Here is a 22,402-nt window from a genome sequence, read left to right on the forward strand (position 1 = left end):
GTTCGCGTCAGCCTCTATACCACTCGCAACTCGCCGATCATGCTGCATCGGCGCTCTCGAGTGAAGGTGGTTGGAGTCGTTACGCCTTCGCCGGTTGGACCAGCGATCGAGAAGGACAGATAGCCTTCGCCACCAAGCCCGAGCCCTGCCATGCAAGGACCGTTCTTGATGTACAGCGTCGTATCGAGTTCGCGTCCCATCTTGGTCATGTTATGAACGTTTCGCGAATGGATGATTGCCGTATGACGGAACCCGTGCTCCGCCTCTTTGGCCATCGCGATCGCGTGATCGACATCCGTAGCGCGAACGAATGGCACGAAGGGCATCATTTGCTCGACCGATACAAAGGGATGATTCTCGTCGGTTTCGCCGAAGATCAGTTCACAATCGTCGGGCACCGAGACGCCGGCTGCCTGGGCCAGTACTTTGGCGTCTTTTCCGATGAAGTCCTTTGCGGCGACATCATGATGATCATCACCCACTTGAGCGATCGCTTTGCTCGTCAACGTTTGAATCTGTTCACGATTGAGCTGAACCGCACCGGCTCGTTTCATCGCCGTCATCATGTCATCAAATACGCTTTCGACGACGAACACTTCCTTTTCCGCGATGCAAAGCAAATTATTGTCGTAGGCTGCGCCTTGAATGATACAACGAGCTGCGTTGTCTAAATCGGCCGTCTCGTCAACAACCACGGGGGGATTTCCCGGTCCTGCAACGATCGCCCGTTTGCCACTGTTGAGTGCCGCACGACCTACGGCGGGTCCACCCGTGACACAGATCAAGGCAACATCGCGATGAGCGAACAACTGGTCCGCGCTTTCGAGTGTCGGCTCGGCAATGACACAAATCAGGTTGTCGATCCCAACCTCTTCGGCAATCGCTTGGTTGTAGCGCCGAACGCCCTCCGCTGCGACCTTTTTGCCCGACGGATGTGGATTCACCACGACCGCGTTTCCACCTGCAATCATGCTGACGGCATTACCGGTGATCGTCGGCAAACTATGAGTCGAAGGGGTGATCGCAGCGATCACGCCAAACGGCGATCGTTCGATGACAGCCAACCCATAGTCACCGCTGAAACACTTCGATTCCAAAAATTCGACACCGGGGGATCGTTCACCGAGGGTTTTCAGTTTTTCAATCTTGTGGACAGGGCGACCAATCTTGGTCTCCTCCATCTCCATCAAGCCGAGCTCTTCGCAATTGTCAATCGCGATCCGCCGAATGATGTCAATGATTCGACGACGGTCTTCCAAGGTTCGACTACGCAATTGCTCAAATGCTTTGCGCGCCGCAGCCACCGCGGAGGCCGCGTCGTAAAAGATGCCGTACTGGCCACCGCTGGCTTGTCCCGCCGTCCCGCTGGCACTGGGTAACGGGCAACCGCAATTGGGGTCCACGCCAGGTTTCGGCGGAATCGGTCCAACTTCAGCCAAGACCTGAGCGACGACACTTCGAATTAGGGATTCATCGAGTTGCATGGTTAATCATTTCGGTTGTAGACACTGTTTTTATCGATGTGAACCGTGTCGATGATGCCAATGATGACCGCATCGATCGGTAATGTTTTCGTTTCGGGCGTCAGTCGAGCACTGCTGCCCTGGGTGATCAAAACGTACTCGCCTTCGCCCGCACCAATCGTGTCGACGGCAACAAACGTGCGTCCGGTGGATTCAAGCGACTGACGTTTGGCATTTTCAAGACGATACGGTTCCACGACGAGCAACTTATGGCCCGTCATCGTTTGCACCTTTTGAGTGCTAACGACCGATCCGGTGACTCGTGCAATAAACATGTTTAGCCTACATCAGTTCTTAGGCAGGTTTCTGTAAACGTACGACAGCTTCTTCCGCGTGTGGCAGGGCGACACTTGCGGCTGCGCCGCCTTACGTTTGTTTTCATGACGGCGTTTGTTGCAGCACCGCAACGGTTTGCCGCGCGACCACAATCTCTTCGTTTGTCGGAATCACCCACAATTGTGTGCGACTGGAATCCGCGTGGAAGGTTGATTCTCCTTCGACCGCTTTGTTGGCGATCGGATCCATAACAATCCCGAACGCCTCGAGCCGAGCACAAACCGCCTCGCGAAGCTCGCTATCGTTTTCGCCAATGCCTGCCGTGAACACGATGGCATCCACGCCACCGAGTGCGACCATCATGCCGCCAAGATGCCGACGAATTTCTTCGACAAACACATCGAGTGCCAATCGCGAATTCGCATCCCCTGCTGCGGCCGCTTCCCGCAAATCACGGATATCACCGCTCCGACCACTCAACCCGAGCAGCCCACCTTGGCTGGCCAAATGTGCAAGCGTCTCGTCAAGCGTCATCCCGGTGCGCTGCATGATCAATGGCAAGGCGAAGGGATCGAAGTCGCCAACGCGATTGTTCTGAGGCAATCCGGTCTGTGGCGTCATCCCCATCGTCGTCATCACGCTTTGACCACTTTCGATCGCGGTCAACGAACTGCTTCCCCCGAGATGACAGGAAATCACCCGGGCGTCGCTACGACCGAGCAGTTCCGCACTTCGCGTGGCAATGTACCGATGGCTTGCGCCATGGAATCCCCATTTGCGTAGATGCAACTCGTCGGCCCATTTTCGCGGGATCGCGTACTCTTTCCTGGCAGCCGGAATCGTTTGATGGAAACTGGTCTCAAAAGCAGCCACCAACGGTAAATCGAAGCGGCTTCGCATCGCTTTCATCGCGGCGATGTAGGGTGGATTGTGTGCTGGCGCAGCAGCATTCATCTCAGCCATCGCGTCCAACACGTCATCGTCGACACGAAAAACGCCCGACAACCGGCCACCGTGGACCGCCTTGAACCCAATGGCCGCCACTTCGGACGCATCCGAAATCGCACCATGATCCGGATCCGTCAATTGCGTCAAACAAGCTTCGACGGCAACCCCGTGATCGGGAACCGACATCGTTCGCTCGTCCGACCAATCACCGATCGATGCCGTGCATTTGCTTTCGGCATCGCCGATCCGCTCGACGGCACCGCGCGCCAAACATCGCTCATCGGCCATGTCGTAGAGCCGATACTTAAAGCTAGTCGAACCGAGATTAGCTACCAGAACGAGCACGTGTGAATCGCTGTCAGTGAGGGTGATGGAATTCGCTACCGTTGTTGGATCCGCAGGAGCCGGGAGGTCCGTTTGCACGGCCGTCCGGTCTAGCCCAAAAAAGCCGGCGACAATCCTTCCGAAGGACGAGCGATGATGTGGCTACCCACAAGCTCGCCTACCTGAGCCGCTGCGTTCGCACCGGCTTCGACTGCGGCTCGAACGCTACCAACGTCTCCGCTGACAATCGTGGTGACGTAAGCGCCACCAATATCGACTCGCTTGACGATTTGTACATTTGCCGCCTTGGCCATCGCATCGGTTGCTTCGACGAGTGCCAACAATCCCTTGGTTTCAATCAAACCAATTGCATCGTTCATTGTATTTTTCTTTTGCTGTATGAAAGGTTTCTGTGTTTGTCTTTGTCGTCAGAAAGTCTGGACTACTTCTTTGCCGCCGCAGCGCCGACTCTCAACACCTTGCCGAGGTCTTCGTGTGGTCGTGGGATTACCTGGACCGACATCACTTCGCCAAGCCGACCTGCTGCTGCCGCACCGGCATCGGTTGCCGCTTTGACTGCTGCAACGTCGCCGGTAACGAACGCGCTGACCAAACCGCTACCAACTTTGTCCCAACCGAGGAACTGAACATTGGCGGCCTTCATCATTGCATCGGAAGCTTCCACGAGAGCGATAAAGCCCTTCGTTTCGATCATGCCGAGTGCTTCACTTACTTTTGCCATAGGAGCTATGCCTTAGGGAAAGAGGAAAAGGGGGGGGATCATCCATCAAGCCTTCGAGCCTGACGTACTTACTTTTTCTGGCATCCGCAGTCGTCCTTGCGAAGAAGAATTTCCATCGCAGCTTCAAGGTTGCATGCGTTGCCTTCGTCGGTGTCAATGTGCACTTCAAGTTTGGCGGCCTCGTCGGCCCGGACCAATACATCATCAAAAATGACGCTGCATTCTTTGCTCTTCACCACCAACTGCATCTTGTCACTGTTCTTGACACCGTAGTGATCCGCGTCCGCAAAATTCATGTGGACATGCCGCGCGGCGCGAATGACACCCTGATCGAGCTTCACCGTTCCCGCAGGACCAACCAAAACACAGCCCGGCGTGTCATGGACATGGCCGCTGTGACGAACCGGCGCGTCAATGCCGAGCGAAATCGAATCGGTCAACGCCAATTCGACTTGGCTAAACGGTCGCGTTGGACCGAGCACACGAACATTCGGTAACATCCGCCGCCGTGGGCCAACCACCATCACCGTTTGTTTGGCGGCGTAGAACCCGTCCTGATAAAGGTCCTTGTCAGGCTCCAATTTGCTGCCAGCGCCGAACAGCATTTCGACGTGTTCGTCGGTTAAATGAACGTGACGTGCCGAAATGCTGACACGCAAGTTTGGTTTGCCGTCCACCCAACCCGGTGGCTGGAACCCGGCAAGCGTCTTCGACGCCGATTGCGGTGCGGAGGAGGCTGCGAGCGAGCCGCGAATCGCACTTCGCACCAACCCTTCGATTTGACTACGTTCAATGGTAAAGGTCATTCTGTTTCTTTGCTCTCGTCTTGTTTGGTGCGACTGAAAGAACTGGGGGTTGATGCCAAGACTAATCCGACACCCTCGTTTTCCAATCGCTGTTTCCACTGAGAATTGATCCCAGAGTCGGTCACCACGGCGTTTACTTCACCCAAACCGCATATCCGACTCAAACTGACTTTCCCGAACTTGCTGCTGTCGGTGACCACAATCACTTGGTCGCCGGCCGTAATCATTGACTTTTCACTTTCCACTAACATCATGTCGCTGTTGAAGTAGCCTCGCTCGGTAATTCCTGCGACCGATAAAAACGCTTTTGCCACGTTCAACGTGTGGAGCACCTGTTCGGCCATCGGCCCGATGGCCACCGCCGTTCGCCCTCGAACGCTTCCGCCAACCATGATCAAATCAATCGACTCGCTCGAACTCAGCAAATGAGCAACCGGCAAGCTGTTGGTCACCACCTGCAACGGTCGCTTGACCAAGTGCCGCGCCAGCTCGTAGGTCGTGCTACCGCCGTCAAGTAAAATGGTGTCGTGGTCCTCCACCAACTCGGCTGCGATCCGTCCAATCGAACTCTTCGCGGCCCACATCGTGTCACGCCGGTCGCCGAACACCCGCATCGTGGACGGATTGCCTGTCCAAAAGACGCCACCGTGTGTCCGCCGCGCATCGCCTGAATGCTCCAATTGCTCCAGGTCCCGCCGGATCGTCGATTCACTCACCTCAAAGGACTCGGCCAATTCCCCCAACGCTGCGAAGCCGCGAGATTGAATAACACTACGAAGGCGATCGCGACGTGATTTCGTCTTCACCATCCAGGATACCCCGCCTCTTACCTAAAGCTCATAAACTCCAATAATGATAGTTTTCTCTCATTTTTGAAAGAAATCAATCACCTTTCTCGATTTTTGAGAGAAAAACTGCATCTATCCTTGCTTTAAAGGGGATTTTCCAGCAATTCACGGTCTCTGTCCTGTGTCATGCACCGACCCCTTCCTGCGTCATCGTGTCGCAGGAGAGGGGTTTGCCGCGATTGAGGCGGCATGCCACGCCTGCTTTGTGTCAGACTGTATTTCACTCGATTTTTTTTCGGGTTCAGATTTTTTTTCGGGTTCAATGGTTCCTAACGACATCCAATAGAACGGTTTCCTCAAATGGCTCGTTTTCATCCCAGGCTGCTATCCATCGCGTCGTTGCTGTTGGGACTTCTGCTCAGCGCATCGTCCGCTTCGTCACAGAATCGGATCAATGTGCTGCTGGTTACCAGCGATGATCTGGGGTTACAGCTTGGGTGTTACGGTGATCCGGTCGCGGTCACGCCCCATTTGGATGCACTCGCAGCGGACTCGACCCGATTCAACGTGGCCTATGTCGCCCAAGCATCCTGCAGCCCATCACGCAGTGCGATGTTCACTGGACTTTATCCGCATACCAACGGGCAATACGCGTTGACCAACAGCGGCTACTCACTGCACCGCCAATTTCGCGATGCAACCCTTCCGAATCGATTGGCCCAAGAGGGATACCGAACCGGCATCATTGGCAAGCTGCACGTTGCACCCGAGTCATCCTTCCACTGGTCGTTCCGAGGGAAAGCCAATACACGCGACGTCGCGAGCGTTGCCAACACAGCGGCCGAGTTCATTGGGGCATCGAGCCAACCGTTCTTTTTGATGATCAATTATTCGGACCCGCATTGGGAGCGGAATCAAGGCAAGGGCCCTTGGTTCTTTCAAGACCAGGTCGAAGGGCAGCCGGTGACAGTTTTGACCGGAAAGGACGTGCGGCCATTTCCCTTTCAAGGTTACCGTGCGCCGCAGCATCTCGACCGAATCGCTGGCTACTACAACGCGGTGCATCGGCTGGATGCGGGAATCGGGATGCTGATGGCGAAGCTCAAATCATCTGGCCACTCCGAAGACACGTTGGTTCTGTTTCTTGGTGATCATGGCCCGCCATTCGCCAGAGGGAAGACAACCTGCTACGAGGCGGGGTTGCGAGTCCCCTTCTTCGTCCGCTGGCCGGGTGTCAGCAAGCCGATCGTGAGCGATGCGATGGTTTCATCCGTCGATATCGTCCCCACCGTTCTCGACGCCGTGGGTGCCCCGCTGCCAACACCGATGCACGGGCATTCGCTTCGAAAACCTGTCGCGGGCGACACATCCGATTGGCGTCCCTACTTGGCAGCGGAGTTTCACTCGCACGGGCTGACGCCGTTTTTTCCCCGGCGGGCGATTCGTGACGACCGATACAAACTGATTCACAACCTACTGCCAGGCAATCCGCTACAGATTCGAATGGATGGTGATCCAGGAATGGACGAACCGCGAGACCCAAAATACATCGAGAGCGAATTCGAACGTGCCTATCAGAACTGGGCAGCCCCCCCACAGTGGGAGCTGTTTGATTTGGAATCCGACCCTTGGGAGCTGCACAATGTGGCTGGCGAGCCTTCGATGGCAGCCGTCCGCACTCGGTTAACCGCGGCGCTAGCCGAGTGGGAAAGCGAAACCGCCGACCCGTTACGGGATCCGCGGTTTGTCGAGGAAATGGCTGCAAGGGCAAAAGCGGGCCCAGCTTCTAAGAAGTAGCTCGCGGGGGCCGATCACTCGGTCGGTTTCAGGTCGTCGCCTTGCATTTGCATCGTGCGTTCCATGATCGCTTGTTGCAATTCGCCCATATTGGCTTGAACCCGTTGCATCCCGATTTGGGCACCTTTCGCAGAAAGAATCGGCAGTTTCTGGACCGCCTTCTTTCCCAACGGAGTGCGATAGAAATCGGTCAATTGCTTGAGCTCTTCTTCGGTGAACTCCGTTTTGTAGAGGTCAATCATTTCACCCTTGAGCGAATCGTAGGACAAGTGCTTATGTAGGAATCCCTTCATCACGTCCTTGAACATTTCAAGCTGAGGTTGTTGCTGGACCTGCATCTCCAGCATCTGATCGATTGTTTCCTGCGTCATTTCCTTCATGTTCATGGCTTCCAAGAACACTTCGGCTGCAGCCGTATGGGAATCCGAAGGCGGTTCTGCCGCAGGCGCCGCATCGGCAGCGACACCGGTTGCTGGCGGCGGAGTGGCAACATCGCCATCTTGTGCTTTGGCCGGCAGCCCGAATGCGACGGCGGCAAAAAAGACGAGGTAGAGGCGGGCTTTCATGGTGGGCTTTCTTGTACGATTGAAAATGGATTGCGTGCTGAGTGCCATCACGCCATCCCGCGATTGTACCGAGCCCGTCTGCTTTTGAAACGCATGCACCCCGATAAAATACAATGGACCGAACGGTCGTGCACGCCGCACCGCAACCCTTTAAGATAGACAAATGAAACACAGGTGCTCCATGGAACACGGGAAGCAACTTACCGAATCAAGTCAGCAGCCATGAGTTTCTCTGATCCTCTTTATCGTGATGAAAAACTGTTCCAGTCGATCTTCGAGGCTTTGCCGGCTGGATTGTTGATCGCCAACCGCAAGGGCCAGATTGTGATGGCCAATGCCGCTGTGGACGCCATGTTTGGCTACGATCCCGGCGAACTTGTCAACAAGCCGATCGAACATTTGATTCCATTGGAGAAACGTGCCTCGCATCAAGCACAGCGTGAACGCTACTTGGCGAGCCCCAAGCCACGTCCTATGGCAGCGAGACGTGATTTGTATGTCAACCGAAAAAATGGAGAGGTCTTTCCGGTCGACATCAGTCTGCATCCCGTCGAACTCGATGGCGAGCTGTTTGTCTTGGCGAACATTTTTGATGCAACGGAGCGACGCCGCCTCGAAGAAGAACGTTTGAATCGGGTGCAACAGGAGCTTCGACTGAGCGAGAGCCGGATGCGATTCTTAGTCGAGAACTTGCCCGCCGGCGCCGTTTATGTGGACCGTCAAACATTGTTCGTGAACCGTGCCGTCGAGTACTTGACAGGATACCAAGCAATCGAGATTGGAACCGTGGGGGATTGGTTTCGAGTGCTCTGTGGGCCAAATCATGCTGCCAGCTTGCAAAAGTACCAAGCGGTCAAAGAGGCTGGCTTTCGTGAGGAGTGCGTCCTTTCCATCGTCCGTAAAGATGGCGTCCAGCGAGAGTTGCGAATTGCCGGACACCGCTACGATCACCACGAAGTATGGCTCGTGACCGATATCACCGAATTGTATGACGCCCAGACCAAGCTGGTCCAAGCCGAACGGCTGGCCGCAATCGGCCAAATGGTAACGGGACTCGCGCACGAAAGCCGCAATGCACTTCAACGCGCACGCGGCTGCTTGGACCTGTTGGAATTGGACCTCGAAGACCAGAGCGAACAATTGGATTTGATTGCTCGAATTCGGCGTTCGCTAGGTGACCTTCAACACAACTACGAGGAAGTGCGTCAGTATGCCGCGCCGATCCTGCTGCGCCGTGATCGTGTTTTGATCTCCAAACTCGTGGAATCCGCTTTTGAGAATTTGCTATGTGAGTACCGAGGTGCCAAGCATCGGCTCCTCTTCGAACAACGTGATCATTCAGAGATGGTCTGTGACTCACATCGAATGAGTCAGGTGTTTCGGAATGTGATGGAAAACGCGATGGCAGCGGCGCCTGCGGGCGTGACCCTGCGCGTTTCCATTTCCGACATGGTCCTTGTGGGCAAATCGGTTCGATCGATTGAATTGTCGGACGATGGACCTGGCATGCCGCCATCGAGTGAAACCCGCTGCTTTGAACCGTTCTTCACCACCAAACAGTCGGGAACCGGTTTGGGGCTACCGATTTGCCAAAGAATTGTCAGCGTCCATGGAGGTACCATTTCGATTCGCAGCGAAGTCGATCGGGGGACCCGGGTGACCGTCGTTTTGCCCTTGCAACCCGTTGCCGTGGCAAGCCAATTGCCAGAAGCATGAGTGTGCGTATTCGCGCGCACTGAGTCTAAATGCGAGACATTTCGCACGCCGGCCGGTCGATCGGTCCTTAAATGCCGCTATTCTGGGTGTTAAGACGCTTTGGCACTCGGTCTGCTTGATCAGGTAGCGGATTTGCGGGTAAACATGCGCATCGAAGTGGAGCAAGGGCGATGGTGATGGAAAGATCAATCTCAATTCTATTGGTGGAAGACGATCACGATTTTCGAGATTCCTGCGCACGTTGGATGCAGCGGAAAGGGCACCACGTTGTTGCCGCCGCCAGTGGTGCGGAGGCCTTGGCGATTTGCCAACGACATGATTTTGACGTGGGGGTGTTTGACATGAACATGCCCGGCATGTCGGGGATCGAGTTGTTACAGCGTATTCGCGATGACAGTATCGACTTGGAGGTCGTGATCTTGACCGGGCAGGGGACCATCGAATCGGCGGTTCAAGCGATGAAGATGGGAGCAAGTGACTACTTGACCAAACCGTGCCCGCTCGGTGATTTAGAGCATCACTGCGAGCTAGCCCGCGAACGAAGCATGTTGCGCCGCGAGAACAAGCAGCTCAAGGCCATTTTGTCTCGCACTCAAACGACCGCGAAGCTGGTCGGTGATTCCGATGCGATGCAACGGGTGGGGAAGTGGATCGAGCGAATTGCGCCGACCGACAAGCCGGTGCTGATCAGTGGTGAGAGTGGTACGGGGAAAGAGGTGGTTGCCAAGGCCATTTGGCGGGCGAGTCATTTGGCCGATCAACCGTTTGTCACGATCAACTGCGCTGCGCTTCCCGAGACGTTGGTCGAGAGCGAGTTGTTCGGGCACCAAAAAGGGGCGTTCACAGGAGCGACCTCGGAGAAGCCTGGTTTGTTTGAAGTCGCCAATGGGGGGACGCTTCTCATCGACGAGCTTGGGGAGATGCCGTTATCGCTACAACCGAAGTTGTTGCGTGTCTTGGAAGACGGATCGATGCGTCGGATCGGCTCCCACAAAGAGCGAAAGGTCAACGTGCGGATCATTGCCGCAACCAACCGTGACTTGTCCGACGACGTCAAGAAGGGGACGTTCCGCGAAGACCTTTTTTATCGTGTCAACGTCTTGCCCGTCCATTTGCCGCCTCTTCGCGAGCGCCGCAGCGATGTGGATCAGTTGATCGATTACTTCTTGCCCGTTGAATGGTCGATCGATGCGGCGGCGCGTCAAGCGATGAATGAACATTCGTGGCCCGGAAATGTTCGTGAGTTGATCAATGTGATTCAGCGGGCAACCATTTTGGCCGACAATGATGAAATCACCCTCGACGATTTGCCTCGCGAACTTCTGCACCACGAGGGGAAAACGCACCCTACCGATTTGCCACACCGCTTGTCGGCCAGTGGCGGAACCAGTGATTGCCTGGACGACGTTGCCAAAGCTCATATCCTGTATATTCTAGAGCGAGAGAACGGAAACAAGGCCAAAAGTGCTCGCGTGTTGGGAATTCATCGGCGGAAATTGTACCGACTGCTGGAACGTTTCCATGTGCTTCACGGCGCGGATTCGCAACAAACCCATGGTGAATCCGTACCGGTTTCGGCCGAAATCCTCGACTGATGCTTCAATTCCAGGCGGACCCCTATGCGTTTGATTTCTCGGCCTCGACCCACGGTGGGTGTGCTCATCGTGGCGATCTTGATGATTGCGGGTGGAGGGGTGTCCTCTGTGGCGTTCGCTCAGTCGACCCATTTTGAAAAACCGCCGATCAGCTACCACGACGCCCCGGTCCATGATCGAGCCAGCCGATTAGCGGAGGGATTGAAGTCGAGCCAGAAATCACTTGTTTGGGACGAGGATCACGGCTACTTGAAATCGTTGTTGAGTGAATTGGAGGTTCCGATCAGCTCACAAACGTTGGTTTTTTCGAAAACCAGCTTACAACTGCAGCGGATTTCTCCGCGAACGCCTCGTGCGTTGTACTTCAATGACGACACCTACGTCGGTTGGTGCCAGCAGGGTGACGTCGTCGAAATCGCGGTGACGGATCCTCAGCAAGGAGCCATCTTCTACACGCTTGAACAGTCCCAGTCGGATGCGCCGAGATTGGTGCGTGATCGAGGGCAATGCTTGACCTGCCACTCCTCCAGCCGCACGCAAGATGTCCCTGGGTACTTGGTCCGCAGCATGTTCATTGACCCGCGCGGCTACCCCAAGTTTGGCAGCGGCACGTTCCTGACCGACTACACCAGCAAGTTCGAAGAAAGGTGGGGCGGGTGGTACGTCACGGGCACGCACGGCGAGATGCGACACATGGGAAACGAAATCGCCAGCGGCAAAGATGCCGACGCGAAAATCGATCGCGAAGCGGGGGCCAATTTGCAGGATTTATCGGACCGTTTCGACACGGATCGCTACTTGTCCCCCCATAGTGACATTGTGGCCTTGATGGTTTTGGAGCATCAGACGCAAATGCACAATGCGATCGCAGCGGCCAACTATGAAACGCGGATGGCGCTCGAACAAGCCAAGCAAATGAACGAACTGTTGGGGCGTCCCAAGGACTATGTCAGCGAATCGACGCAGCGGCGGCTGGACCGGGCGGCGGACAATGTGGTCAAGCATCTGTTGATGAGTGGCGAGTTTCCGTTGTCGAGCCGTGTTTCAGGGAGCAGTTCGTTTGCCGAGGAGTTTTCGAAGCGAGGGAAACGAGACACGCAAGGCCGGTCGTTACGCGATTTCGATTTATCGACCCGTTTGTTCCGATACCCATGCAGCTTCCTCATTGACAGTGAAGCCTTCGATGGACTGCCTTCTGAGGTCCGGTCCCGTGTCGTGCAGAAATTGCTCGATGTGCTGAAGCAGCGGAATCGCGACCAAGATTATGAACATCTGACGGCGGAGCTGCGCCAACAGATTTTGGAAATTCTCCGCGACGTCAAGCCGCAGTTGTTTGCGGCCGAGTCGTCATAATCCCTTTGGGTTGAGGTTTCGACAGCTGCGGACCTGTCGTTTGGCTCCGGCTCTTGGTATCGTGAGTCGCGTTGTTCACTTCTCGCTTCCCTCTGCCAGCGCGCCGTCCTTGTCTGAACCACTGCAAGCCGAATCGATTCTTGGCTGCGATGGCAGCATTGCCCGAAGATTAACTAATTTTCAGCCACGCCCTCAGCAATTGGCCATGGCCCGCGAAGTCGAAACGGCGCTGCGATCGGAGCAGCACCTTGTGGCGGAAGCGGGAACGGGCACGGGAAAGAGCTTTGCGTATTTGGTCCCTGCCATCTTGCATGCCACCGAAAACCAGGGGCTCGAGCCAGAAGAGCTCAACCAAGAGGAGGGTGACGAGGACGGGCGCAAACGGCGAATCGTGATCTCGACCCATACCATCAGCTTGCAAGAACAGCTGATTCACAAGGACATCCCGCTACTGAATAGTGTGATTGCTCGTGAGTTCTCGGCCGTGTTGGTCAAAGGCCGTAGCAATTATTTGTCCCTTCGACGAATGAACCGCGCCTTGACGAAGATGACCACGATGTTGGGGAACGACATTCAGTACCAACAATTGCAATCGATTTCTAAGTGGGCCAACAAGACCCATGATGGATCGTTGGCGACGTTGTCCACCAAACCGGATACGGCCGTTTGGGATGAAGTCAAGAGCGATACGGGAAACTGCTTGGGACGCAAATGCCCGCATTTCAAAAATTGCTTTTACTTCAAGGCCCGGCGCCGAGCCAATCATGCGGAGTTGCTGGTCGTCAATCACGCCATGTTTTTCAGCGACTTGGCACTTCGCCAGCATGACGTCTCGATTTTGCCTGACTACGATGCGGTCATCCTCGACGAGTGCCATACGATGGAAGCGGTCGCTGGCGATCATTTAGGCATTCGGTTGTCCAGTGGCCAGTACGATTATTTGTTCAACAAACTGTACAACGATCAAAACCAGAAGGGCTTACTCGTCGACAAGGATTTGCGAGGGTTGCAGAAGCAGGTGGATCGCTGTCGATTTGCAGCATCCAACTTGTTTGCCGACGTCTTAGATTGGTGGGAAACCTCTGGCACGCGTAATGGCCGCGTGCGACACCCCGACGTGGTCGACAATTCGTTGAGTGAGCCGATGGAAACCCTTGCCAAAGCGCTGCACCTGCAAGCGGAAGGGCAGAAAGATGAATCCGACCAAAAGGATTTCGAATCCGCTCGTGATCGGCTGCTGACACTCTCGGGCGGTCTACGACAATGGCTGAAACAAGAAATCAAGGGAGCCGTCTACTGGATCGAACGAACGGGATCTCGCCGAGGTACGGATCGCGTGACACTGGCAGCGTCACCGATTGACGTCGGCGCTACGCTGCGTGAGCAACTGTTCCAGAACGACCAGATTCGTAGCGTCGTGATGACCAGCGCCACCTTGGCGACCGGGAAGGATGATCGCTTCCAATTCTATCGCTCTCGTATTGGACTGACCGGTGGCTTGTCGATTCGAGTCGGCAGCCCCTTTGATTATGCGAAGCAGGCGAAATTGGTGGTGGTACGCAACCTGCCAGACCCGTCGAAGGAGCGTGCCTCTTTCGAGAAAGCGATCCCCGAACAGATCAAACGTTTCGTTGGGCACTCCGAAGGTCATGCGTTTGTGTTGTTTACCAGCTACGACCTGCTGCGACGGTGCGCATCGGCGTTGGCATCCTGGTTGGCCAAGCACGAATTGCAGTTGTACAGCCAGGCGGGGACGCAAAACCGTACCCAACTGCTGGACGCCTTCCGTCGCAATCCAAACGGGGTTCTGTTCGGGACCGACAGTTTCTGGCAAGGTGTCGATGTTCCGGGCGACGCACTCACCAACGTGATCATCACCAAACTGCCGTTCGCGGTTCCCGATCATCCTCTGCTCGAGGCGAAATTGGAAGCGATTCGCTCCGCTGGCGGCAACCCCTTCAATGATTACCAACTGCCCGAGGCCATCATCAAGTTCCGACAGGGTTTTGGTCGATTGATTCGCACCCGCCAGGACAGCGGAATGGTCGTGGTGTTAGATCCGAGGATCGAGAGCAAGGCCTATGGGCGAGCGTTTTTGCGGGCGTTGCCGGACGTGCCGGTGCAGTACGTGTCACCAATCCCGAAATCCCGATAACGCCCGCTCCTGGTAACGTCTTGCCAGTGGCGAAAGCAGGCGTCACTTGCCCAATCCGCTGCCGGGTCGGTACGATTGGCACATGACCACAATTCACTCCTTGCCAACCACTCGCTACGCGCTCCGTGTTCCCTTCGGCGTGATCTTGCCGATCGTCGCTTGCGTGCTGACTTGCCATTCGCCGCTGTTTTCCCAGGAATTGCAATTGCAATTGGCTGGATCAACGTCCCCCTCAAGCGAAACCGTTGATGCCAAGACGATTGAAGCGGGACTTCAGGAGGTTGCAGAGAACGGGGCTCTCGATGAAACCCTCAAGGCATCGCTCCAGGACCTCTACCATCAGGCTCAGCAAAACCTACAAGCAACGCAGAGCAGCCGGCAAAATGCCGATCGGTTTGAGCTGAACGCCTCGACCGCTGCGGACCGCATTCGCGAGGCAACGGCGGAGATCCAAAAACAGCCAACCGCGGCCAAGGTCGACGTTTCCCCCGAAACAACCGTCGAAACGATCAAACAGGAATTGGCGGCGACCAAGGCAAAAGGGACAGAAGCCTCCGAGCAATTCCAACAACTTTCGACACAAAGCGCGGAACGGCAAAAGCGGCTTGCCGAAATCCCCGCGGAACAAACCAAAGTCGAAAAGGAACTCGAAACGACACGCGACCAATTGGCTCGAGAAGTTCCAGCAAATGAGACTCCAGTGCAAACTCGCGCACGGATGACGCAGCTCCGATCGCGTCGCGAATCGCTCGAAGCGAAGTTGAATGAATTACAAAAGGAGCTGAAAGCCTACGCGGTGACGACCGATCTGCTTCCGCTGCAAACGCAGATCGCCCAACGTCAAGTCCAGAAGCTGAACGCGCAATCCGAACAGCTACAATCGATCCTATCCGAGCGGCAGCGTGACCTTGCGGCCGACCGGGTCGACAACCTCCGCAAAGACCTTGCGCTCGTACCGGCACTCCTCAAACCAATGGCTCGCGAGAACATCGAGATTGCCGAACGGCTGCACTGGCTCGTTACGGAGTCAGCCAAAGCAGCCCAATTGATGAGCGAATCACAGGAATGGTTCGAAGAGGTCAAGAGTGCCAAAGAGAAATCGAAAGAACGGCTTGAAAAAGTCGGATTGACCGATGCACTTGGCTTGATGTTACGGAACAAACGAGACGAATTCGAAAGCTTGAAAACAGAGTTTCGCCCCCACGCCGACCTGCGTCAAAGAATCGAGAAGTATCAAATCAGCGTCTTTGAACTCGAGGACCAACTTCAAGACGTTCAAACGGCAATCAAGCAATGGAATGACACGCCTGACGCTTCGCGTCGTGATGCGGAACAACGGAGACTCCTCGAAGAACGCGAACAACTGCTTTCAGAGGCCTTGCAAGCACAAAAATCGCTATTGCAGACGATGCTTAGCGCAGACACGAATCGACGTGAACTGCGACTGGTGATTGACGAGTACATCGAATTGGTCGATCAGAACGTTTTCTGGATTCGCAGCGCGCCCGCTTTTTCTCTCGGCGAACTCAAGAACGTCTTGCCAGCGACGGTGTGGCTCATGAATGCGAGTCATTGGCAAAGTGTCGGTGACCAACTACCCCGTGGCCTGATGACACGCCCCATCGCGTCGTGGGGTGGCTGCTTGGTTGTGTTGGCTCTTTTTCTGTATCGCCCCCGGCTACGGAAGACGCTGGTCATCCTGGCGAAAGAAGCAACGCGTTTTGATACCACCTTTGTTGTGACGGCAAAGGCGCTGCTGATCACAGCCATGCTCGCCATTGCCTGGCCCGCCCTGTTTGGGCTGATCGGCTGGCTGTTGCTCGCGAATCCAAGTAGTGATCCGTTCGTACTCGGTGTGGGAGAGGCGTTCGTGATTACGGCGATTTACATCGCTTCGCGAGAGCTGATGAAGGAGGTTTGTCGCGTCGATGGACTCGCGGAAATCCACTTTGGTTGGGATGAAGCCATTCGAACCATGCTAAGGTTTCATCTGCGGTGGTACACCGCGGTCGGTGGCATCTTGATTTTCTTAATAGCAACACTGAATGCGTACGGTGATCCGACTGTTCGCGAAACGATGTTGCGATTGATATCGATCGCATTGTTTATCATGAGTGCCCTGTTTCACTCGATCGTTTTTTCGGTTCGTAGCCCGATCTTTGTTCAAACGCGGCGTGACATTCCTGAGTCCAAGAGTTACCGATGGCGGCGCGTGATTTGGGGCGTGACCACGGGGCTGCCGCTGTTGTTTGCCGTGATGTCGTTTAGCGGTTTTTTGGACACAGCCTTTACGCTGGGGAAACTGCTGCAATTCTCGATGCTGCTGTTAGTTTCGCTGCTGTTAGTGATGGCTCTGACCTTTCGCGTCCTCAGTCTGCATTACCGCGACGTTTCCCGCCGCCAGGCGATTCAACGTCGAGACAAGAAACTGTCCGCAGCAAGCTCAGCTCACTCCGATGGTCTTGCTGGCGACGTCAGCATTGAGCTTCAGGAAGAACAAACTGCCGATTTACCCAAACTGGACCGAGACACACGGCAATTGGTTTACGTGATCACCGCTGCGGCAGCGCTGTTTGGGCTTTCTTACCTTTGGAGCGATGTGCTGCCCGCGATCAAGATTTTTGACCGAATCGAGCTGTGGAACATCAGCATCGGCGAGACGGTCGAGCCGGTAACGCTGCGTGACATTCTGTACATCATTGGCACCATCGTCGCCGCACTCTTTGCTGTGCGGAATCTACCGAGCTTATTGGAGCTCTTTATTCTTCGTCGGACGTCGTTCGACAGCGGTGCCCGCTATGCGTTGACCACCATTTTGCGTTACGCGTTGATCGTGACTGCTGCCATCATCGTCTTGAACTTACTCAGTGTTCCCTGGACTCAACTCGGCTGGCTGCTCGCAGCCGCTTCGGTCGGCCTGGGGTTCGGACTCCAAGAGATTGTGGCCAACTTTGTTTCGGGAATCATTTTGCTTCTGGAACGGCCAGTCCGCGTGGGGGACGTCGTCACGATCGACGGCACCACCGGGATTGTGTCTCGGATCCAAATGCGAGCCACCACCGTCACCAGTTGGGATCGCAAAGAGTTGGTTGTCCCGAACAAGGATTTGATCACGGAAAAACTACTCAATTGGTCGCTGTCGAATGTGGTCAATCGACTGACCCTTCAGATTGGCGTCGACTACGACAGCGATCTCGAACAGGTCCAGGCGATCTTGCAACGCGTCGTCACCGAACATCCCGATGTCATGGATGACCCTCCACCGCTGATCAACTTTGATACGTTTGGCGACAGTTCGCTGAATTTCACGATTCGATTTTTCTTGGCGAATTTGGATCGCCGTATCGGAGTCACTCATGAAATCAACATCGCAATCATGCGGGCATTCCGCGAAGCGGGGATTAGCATCCCGTTCCCACAACACGATGTCCATATGAAACCGTAAAGCGGCGATTGGACCCCAGAAGTGTCAAAATCTCTGGCATTTCCTGCTGTGAAACCCAATCGGGGTAGAGCCGGTCGGGCAAGATAGCGTATTTCAAACTTCGCCGCTTTGCGCATTGGCGTGGTTTCGAGTCTCCACGCAGTCCCTGCGGCACGATTGGTCCATTCATCAGCCGTAGGCAAGTGGTCGCAGATGCTACATCGAAACAACCTCCATTGCAGACTTACCCGTTGTGGTGGTCGTTTGACGTCCGCCTCGATCGTTTCTCTCGCTCGGTTGCTTGCGGCCGTGCTTCTTGTGGCCTTGGTTTTCGGCATGGTCGACTCGAATCGATCTGTGGCCCAAAACGCCTTTGAATCGCGATCGTATCCCACGAGGGTCTATCCCTCCTCCCAATCCGCGACGTCGCAACCCGCCGTTTCCTACGCGCCGGATTACCGCCCCTCTACCACCTACCCATCTCCCCCCCGCCAGGCGGTAACGCAACCGGCGTACTATCCGATCGAACGATCTCGAGATGCAACCTACCCTCCACGTGATCGCGTCAGCGAAGTCGGTTCAGGTGACGACCGTCGGTTCACGCAAGTTGCAACCCTCGCCGATCCTCGCGGGGATTGGACAACGACCACAGCGATAGGCGAGGCCCCACCCTCACCCTATCGTTCGACACAGATTGCTGCGGCTCGTCAAAATGCGGCCTACCTGCGGAAGATGGCCCAATCCACTTCACCGGTCGCCGCCAAATTCGCTACCGAGAACGCGGACTTTGCGGACCAATGGGCAGAACTTGCGGAGACCTATCAGCAACTCGCGATTCGTATTGACGAAACCGATGCAACCCGAGTCACCACCGCTCGCGACTATGAAGACGTCCAGTCCAAACTGCGTCTCTATGGCCTGACTCCAACCGTGGGACTGCTGCTGCAACACAAAAAGGAGCAGCTCGATCAATGGCAAGCCCACCATTCTTCGTCGCTTTTTGCTAGCCAAGAGCTTGCCGAGTCGCGTCAGCATCAATTGGAACTCGAAATGGTTCCATACGACGGATCGGACGCCATTGGCCAAGCCAACGAAATCCTCGTGAATGCGGCAGTCGACTCCACCCTGGCGAATACGACTTCGCTGGTGACACAGCTTCAGGATCTGCTTCGCCAGCGCGCGTACTGGCTAGGCTTGCTGACTCAGGGGTACAGCGACTATCGACTCAAGCTAGGAGAGCTGGATTCGGCAACCACCGCGTTTACAAGTCTGTCGAACGACTATCGAAAACTGATCGATCGCCATGTTACATGGATCCGCAGCGATGACCCGTTGAGCCTACGAGATGTACGCCATTTAAAAGGAGGTATGTCTGCCCTCTTTCATTCCGATCGCAGCTCAGACTTTGGCTACTCGATCCAACGCAACTGGAAGTCGGATCCGCTCAGCGGAATCGGTTTGATCGCCCTCATCATCACCATTGGGCTAGCGCGGTGGCGATGCAAATCATGGCTGGTCGGTATTGGAAATCGGAAGACCTTGCGAGACACCACGACGAACCTGCGCAAGGTGGCCGCAGGTCTATTGACCGTATCGGTCGCCACGGCGCTACCAGGCATGCTGTATGCGATCGCAAGGTGGTTGGGAAACGGTGTTGTTTCCGAGTCGACCCTACATGCTTCAAGCAGTCTCTATGCGGCCAGCCTCGTCACCCTCTTGGTTGAATTGCCCCGGCAACTCCTGCGTAACCACGGTTTCATCGACAAGCACGTCGACATTGAATTGCCACGCCGCACCAACGCGGTACGGTACATGACGGTGATTGGTTTTGGCTTGGCTTTAGCTGCCTACCTGATCACGCTATCGGGCTTGATCGACCATGGGATGTGGCGAGCGTCGGTATCCCGTTTTGGCTTCCTCGCTGCCATGCTGCTGGTCGTGTGGACCGCTCACCTTTCGCTACGACCTTCCGGTGGTTTCTTGGAACCCCTGGTTGCCAAGCTTGGTGGACGTGTGATCTATCGTATCCGGTTGGTGATCTACTTGGTGGGGATTGGTTTTCCATTCGCGTTGATGACCCTCTCCGCACTGGGCTACACCTTCACGGCCAACGAACTCGTGAATCGGGCGATCATCACGCTTGCGAGCGTAGGGATCGCCTTGACATTGTGGGAGCCCGTCAAGATTCTGTCCTCGTCCGCTTGGCAGCTGCTGACCGGATCACAACCCATTCGGCAGTTCGATGAATACGGGGAGATTCAATCCGAATCGGTATCGGGCACACTTGCCGAACACTCCTTAGAGCTCAAGCATCACTTAGCGTTTCTCTGCCAATGTACGCTCGTGGTCGGTGCGATGGTCTGTTTTGGTTGGCTGTGGATCGATGTCTTTCCGAACGTCCGCATGGGCAACCCCGTCGTTTGGACGGTTCAGGACACGGTCATGGTGTCTGCGGTTGACGCAACCGGACATTCGATCACACGTAGCGTAGTGGAAACCACACCGATCACGGCAATGCATCTGCTGCTGGCGGCAGCGACCCTGTTTGTAGCGTTCCAACTCGCCAAGCTGTTGCCGGCGATGTTTGACGCATTGGTCTTACAACGAGTTTCCTTTGACGAGGGAATGGAGCACTTTACGCTTGTGCTCGGACGCTGTCTGTTGTTCGGCGTAGGATGTTTGGTGGCTTGCAAGTGGATCGGAATCCAATGGAAATCGATCGAATGGTTGGCGGTAGGATTGACGGTGGGATTAGGATTTGGCTTGCAAGACATGGTGCGAAATCTATTTGGAGGTTTTATAGTCCTGTTTGAAAAACCAGCACGTCTTGGCGATTTGATCACGGTTGGAAAAGTGACGGGACGCGTCGCATCCCAGAAGTTTCGGACGACGGTATTGTCGGACGAAAATGGACGTGAAGTGATTGTTCCCAACAAAAATTTTGTCAATGAGGATGTGGTCCATTGGATGGGCGCGGGACGGTTGAACGTCATCCCGATCGAAGTCGCCATCAATCGCAGCGTCCGACCCGCGGACATTTGCCGAACCCTCCAAGAATTGGTCATCGAGCAACCCGATGTGTTACTGACGCCGTCGCCTCATGCCACCTTGGTTTGTGTCGGAAAACGTTCTCAGCGAATCGAAGTCCGAGCGTGGATCGAAGAGGGACAGGATCCATCAAGGTTTCGCGATGCGTTGCTGAGACTTGTCAAAGACTTCCTGAGGGAGAAAGAGCTGTTGGTCGCCAACCAGCCTTCGCAGCCAGCCATGGAAGAAAAGACAAGTGGCTTGTATCCATCGAAACACCAAACCGTCCGCCGGCGTTCCGCTTAAGAACCTTTCCGAAAAGGGGTCTGACCCTCTCTTGGTCTGAGCGTATCGGTAGCGAATCCATTCGAAAACAACGAGTTCTTGAGCAATCGAAACGTCGGACGACAAAGGGTCAGACCCCTTTTCGGATAGGTTCTAAGACAGCGGGTCGGTTCCTTAGCCGACGGCAATCACCGCGAAGATCCAGGCGACAGCGATGATGCCAAATGCCGCAAAGCCGGCGGCGAACTGAACGTCGTCTCTTGCGAGGTAACGATCGGGCAACCGACAACCGATCCAGCCAATCATCACTCCGGCAACGAAGCCGCTGACATGGGCCATCACATCGGTCCGCTCTCCTCCGGTGCCCAACATCGCGAGCATCAACACACCTCCAACCAATGGGCTCCATCGTTTCATAGCCTTTTCGCGTAGCAGCGTCCGTGGCCGCAGCGCGTGGGCGACCATGATGCCCAGTGCCGCAAAGACGGCCGTTGACGCACCGATCGATACATGGTCTGCATCTCGGACAAACGCGTTGATCAGATTGCCGAGTGCTCCGGCGACAACGATGGTCAACCATGCAACTCCGCCACCTAGAATTCGGCCAGCTAGCAATCCGAAGACGCAGCCAAATACCAAGTTGGATCCCAGATGGACGCCGTCGACGTGCAAGGTCAGTGCGGTAAGGGTTCGCCACCATTGGCCGGCGACAACGTCGCCAGCGCGCATTTCACCGACCGCAGACCAATCGATTCCGTACGCCGAGACGTCCGCTAGGATGAAGACCGAGACGATTCCCAGAGAGTAACCGAGCAGGCCAAGGAGCGAACCTGAGAAGAGGGGAATCCGCCCCAGACTCGGTGACCGATCTGCCATCTCTTCTTGGCGGTACGCCTGCAACTCGGCAACGACGCGATCGTAGTCTTCCGCTCGCACGGCAATTTGCCAATGCCCATCCTGGTGAAAGGTGCGCGCGGGTATTCCTGCCGAATCGAGCACCAAACGTGATTCCATGCACGACCGACGGTCACGAAAACGAAGGAAGGTCGCATGCGGCGGCAAAGACGGATTCATGTC

Annotated in this window: 16 protein-coding genes; 7 read left to right on the forward strand and 9 right to left on the reverse strand. The window is 55.4% G+C overall.

The genetic code is table 11. The features are described from left to right. Window positions 1–14: 14 nt before the first annotated feature. From Poly41_RS08195 to Poly41_RS08225, 7 genes are all read right to left on the reverse strand, one after another. Entirely contained in the window at window positions 15–1,484 is a 1,470-nt protein-coding gene (locus tag Poly41_RS08195; RefSeq protein WP_146525413.1) for an aldehyde dehydrogenase family protein, read from the reverse strand. Window positions 1,485–1,486: 2 nt separating this feature from the next. Then, complete coding sequence (locus Poly41_RS08200; RefSeq protein ID WP_146525414.1) at window positions 1,487–1,798, reverse strand: EutN/CcmL family microcompartment protein; 312 nt, start codon at window positions 1,796–1,798, stop codon at window positions 1,487–1,489. A gap of 103 nt (window positions 1,799–1,901) precedes the next feature. Continuing rightward, a complete protein-coding gene (locus tag Poly41_RS08205) occupies window positions 1,902–3,092 on the reverse strand; it encodes an acetate/propionate family kinase (RefSeq protein WP_146525777.1) in 1,191 nt (396 codons plus the stop codon). Between the two features lie 89 nt (window positions 3,093–3,181). Next, window positions 3,182–3,451: a BMC domain-containing protein gene (locus Poly41_RS08210; RefSeq protein ID WP_146525415.1), complete on the reverse strand. Its 270-nt coding sequence runs from the start codon at window positions 3,449–3,451 to the stop codon at window positions 3,182–3,184. Window positions 3,452–3,513: 62 nt separating this feature from the next. Beyond that, window positions 3,514–3,813, reverse strand: a complete 300-nt coding sequence (locus Poly41_RS08215; protein WP_146525416.1) for a BMC domain-containing protein — start codon at window positions 3,811–3,813, stop codon at window positions 3,514–3,516. Between the two features lie 68 nt (window positions 3,814–3,881). Further along, entirely contained in the window at window positions 3,882–4,619 is a 738-nt protein-coding gene (gene pduL, locus Poly41_RS08220) for a phosphate propanoyltransferase (RefSeq protein ID WP_146525417.1), read from the reverse strand. Next, a complete protein-coding gene (locus Poly41_RS08225; RefSeq protein ID WP_146525778.1) occupies window positions 4,616–5,425 on the reverse strand; it encodes a DeoR/GlpR family DNA-binding transcription regulator in 810 nt (269 codons plus the stop codon). The genes pduL and Poly41_RS08225 overlap by 4 nt, the downstream gene beginning before the upstream one ends. 342 nt (window positions 5,426–5,767) lie before the next feature. Here Poly41_RS08225 and Poly41_RS08230 point away from each other — a divergent pair, with 342 nt between their 5' ends. Further along, window positions 5,768–7,204 carry a sulfatase family protein gene (locus Poly41_RS08230; protein ID WP_146525418.1) on the forward strand — a complete coding sequence of 479 codons (1,437 nt, stop codon included), beginning with the start codon at window positions 5,768–5,770 and terminating at the stop codon, window positions 7,202–7,204. A 14-nt stretch (window positions 7,205–7,218) separates the two neighbouring features. Here the strand turns inward: Poly41_RS08230 and Poly41_RS08235 are convergent, their stop codons facing one another. After that, window positions 7,219–7,770: a DUF2059 domain-containing protein gene (locus Poly41_RS08235; protein WP_197231151.1), complete on the reverse strand. Its 552-nt coding sequence runs from the start codon at window positions 7,768–7,770 to the stop codon at window positions 7,219–7,221. A gap of 222 nt (window positions 7,771–7,992) precedes the next feature. Here Poly41_RS08235 and Poly41_RS08240 point away from each other — a divergent pair, with 222 nt between their 5' ends. The 6 genes from Poly41_RS08240 to Poly41_RS08265 all read left to right on the forward strand — a co-directional run bounded on the left by Poly41_RS08240 (window position 7,993) and on the right by Poly41_RS08265 (window position 21,346). Next, entirely contained in the window at window positions 7,993–9,486 is a 1,494-nt protein-coding gene (locus Poly41_RS08240) for a PAS domain S-box protein (RefSeq protein ID WP_146525420.1), read from the forward strand. A 170-nt stretch (window positions 9,487–9,656) separates the two neighbouring features. Continuing rightward, the gene (locus tag Poly41_RS08245; RefSeq protein WP_231615512.1) at window positions 9,657–11,081 is read left to right on the forward strand and encodes a sigma-54-dependent transcriptional regulator; all 1,425 of its coding nucleotides are present in this window, start codon (window positions 9,657–9,659) and stop codon (window positions 11,079–11,081) included. Window positions 11,082–11,105: 24 nt separating this feature from the next. Next, entirely contained in the window at window positions 11,106–12,434 is a 1,329-nt protein-coding gene (locus Poly41_RS08250; RefSeq protein WP_231615513.1) for a hypothetical protein, read from the forward strand. Window positions 12,435–12,543: 109 nt separating this feature from the next. Then, entirely contained in the window at window positions 12,544–14,589 is a 2,046-nt protein-coding gene (locus Poly41_RS08255) for an ATP-dependent DNA helicase (protein ID WP_146525421.1), read from the forward strand. Between the two features lie 82 nt (window positions 14,590–14,671). After that, complete coding sequence (locus tag Poly41_RS08260) at window positions 14,672–18,034, forward strand: mechanosensitive ion channel domain-containing protein (protein WP_146525422.1); 3,363 nt, start codon at window positions 14,672–14,674, stop codon at window positions 18,032–18,034. Window positions 18,035–18,226: 192 nt separating this feature from the next. Further along, window positions 18,227–21,346: a mechanosensitive ion channel domain-containing protein gene (locus Poly41_RS08265; RefSeq protein ID WP_231615514.1), complete on the forward strand. Its 3,120-nt coding sequence runs from the start codon at window positions 18,227–18,229 to the stop codon at window positions 21,344–21,346. A 153-nt stretch (window positions 21,347–21,499) separates the two neighbouring features. Here Poly41_RS08265 and Poly41_RS08270 read toward each other — a convergent pair whose 3' ends face one another. Further along, a complete protein-coding gene (locus Poly41_RS08270; RefSeq protein WP_146525423.1) occupies window positions 21,500–22,399 on the reverse strand; it encodes a rhomboid family intramembrane serine protease in 900 nt (299 codons plus the stop codon). Between the last annotated feature and the right edge of the window lie 3 nt (window positions 22,400–22,402).

It is taken from the genome of Novipirellula artificiosorum, assembly GCF_007860135.1.
In the GTDB taxonomy this organism is placed as follows: domain Bacteria; phylum Planctomycetota; class Planctomycetia; order Pirellulales; family Pirellulaceae; genus Novipirellula_A; species Novipirellula_A artificiosorum.

Coding starts and splice junctions, on each gene's coding strand:
- Poly41_RS08195 (WP_146525413.1), bottom strand. CDS start 1,484: ATGCAACTCGATGAATCCCTAATTCGAAGTGTCGTCGCTCAGGTCTTG.
- Poly41_RS08200 (WP_146525414.1), bottom strand. CDS start 1,798: ATGTTTATTGCACGAGTCACCGGATCGGTCGTTAGCACTCAAAAGGTG.
- Poly41_RS08210 (WP_146525415.1), bottom strand. CDS start 3,451: ATGAACGATGCAATTGGTTTGATTGAAACCAAGGGATTGTTGGCACTC.
- Poly41_RS08215 (WP_146525416.1), bottom strand. CDS start 3,813: ATGGCAAAAGTAAGTGAAGCACTCGGCATGATCGAAACGAAGGGCTTT.
- pduL (WP_146525417.1), bottom strand. CDS start 4,619: ATGACCTTTACCATTGAACGTAGTCAAATCGAAGGGTTGGTGCGAAGT.
- Poly41_RS08230 (WP_146525418.1), top strand. CDS start 5,768: ATGGCTCGTTTTCATCCCAGGCTGCTATCCATCGCGTCGTTGCTGTTG.
- Poly41_RS08235 (WP_197231151.1), bottom strand. CDS start 7,770: ATGAAAGCCCGCCTCTACCTCGTCTTTTTTGCCGCCGTCGCATTCGGG.
- Poly41_RS08240 (WP_146525420.1), top strand. CDS start 7,993: ATGAGTTTCTCTGATCCTCTTTATCGTGATGAAAAACTGTTCCAGTCG.
- Poly41_RS08245 (WP_231615512.1), top strand. CDS start 9,657: ATGGTGATGGAAAGATCAATCTCAATTCTATTGGTGGAAGACGATCAC.
- Poly41_RS08250 (WP_231615513.1), top strand. CDS start 11,106: ATGCGTTTGATTTCTCGGCCTCGACCCACGGTGGGTGTGCTCATCGTG.
- Poly41_RS08260 (WP_146525422.1), top strand. CDS start 14,672: ATGACCACAATTCACTCCTTGCCAACCACTCGCTACGCGCTCCGTGTT.
- Poly41_RS08265 (WP_231615514.1), top strand. CDS start 18,227: ATGCTACATCGAAACAACCTCCATTGCAGACTTACCCGTTGTGGTGGT.
- Poly41_RS08270 (WP_146525423.1), bottom strand. CDS start 22,399: ATGAATCCGTCTTTGCCGCCGCATGCGACCTTCCTTCGTTTTCGTGAC.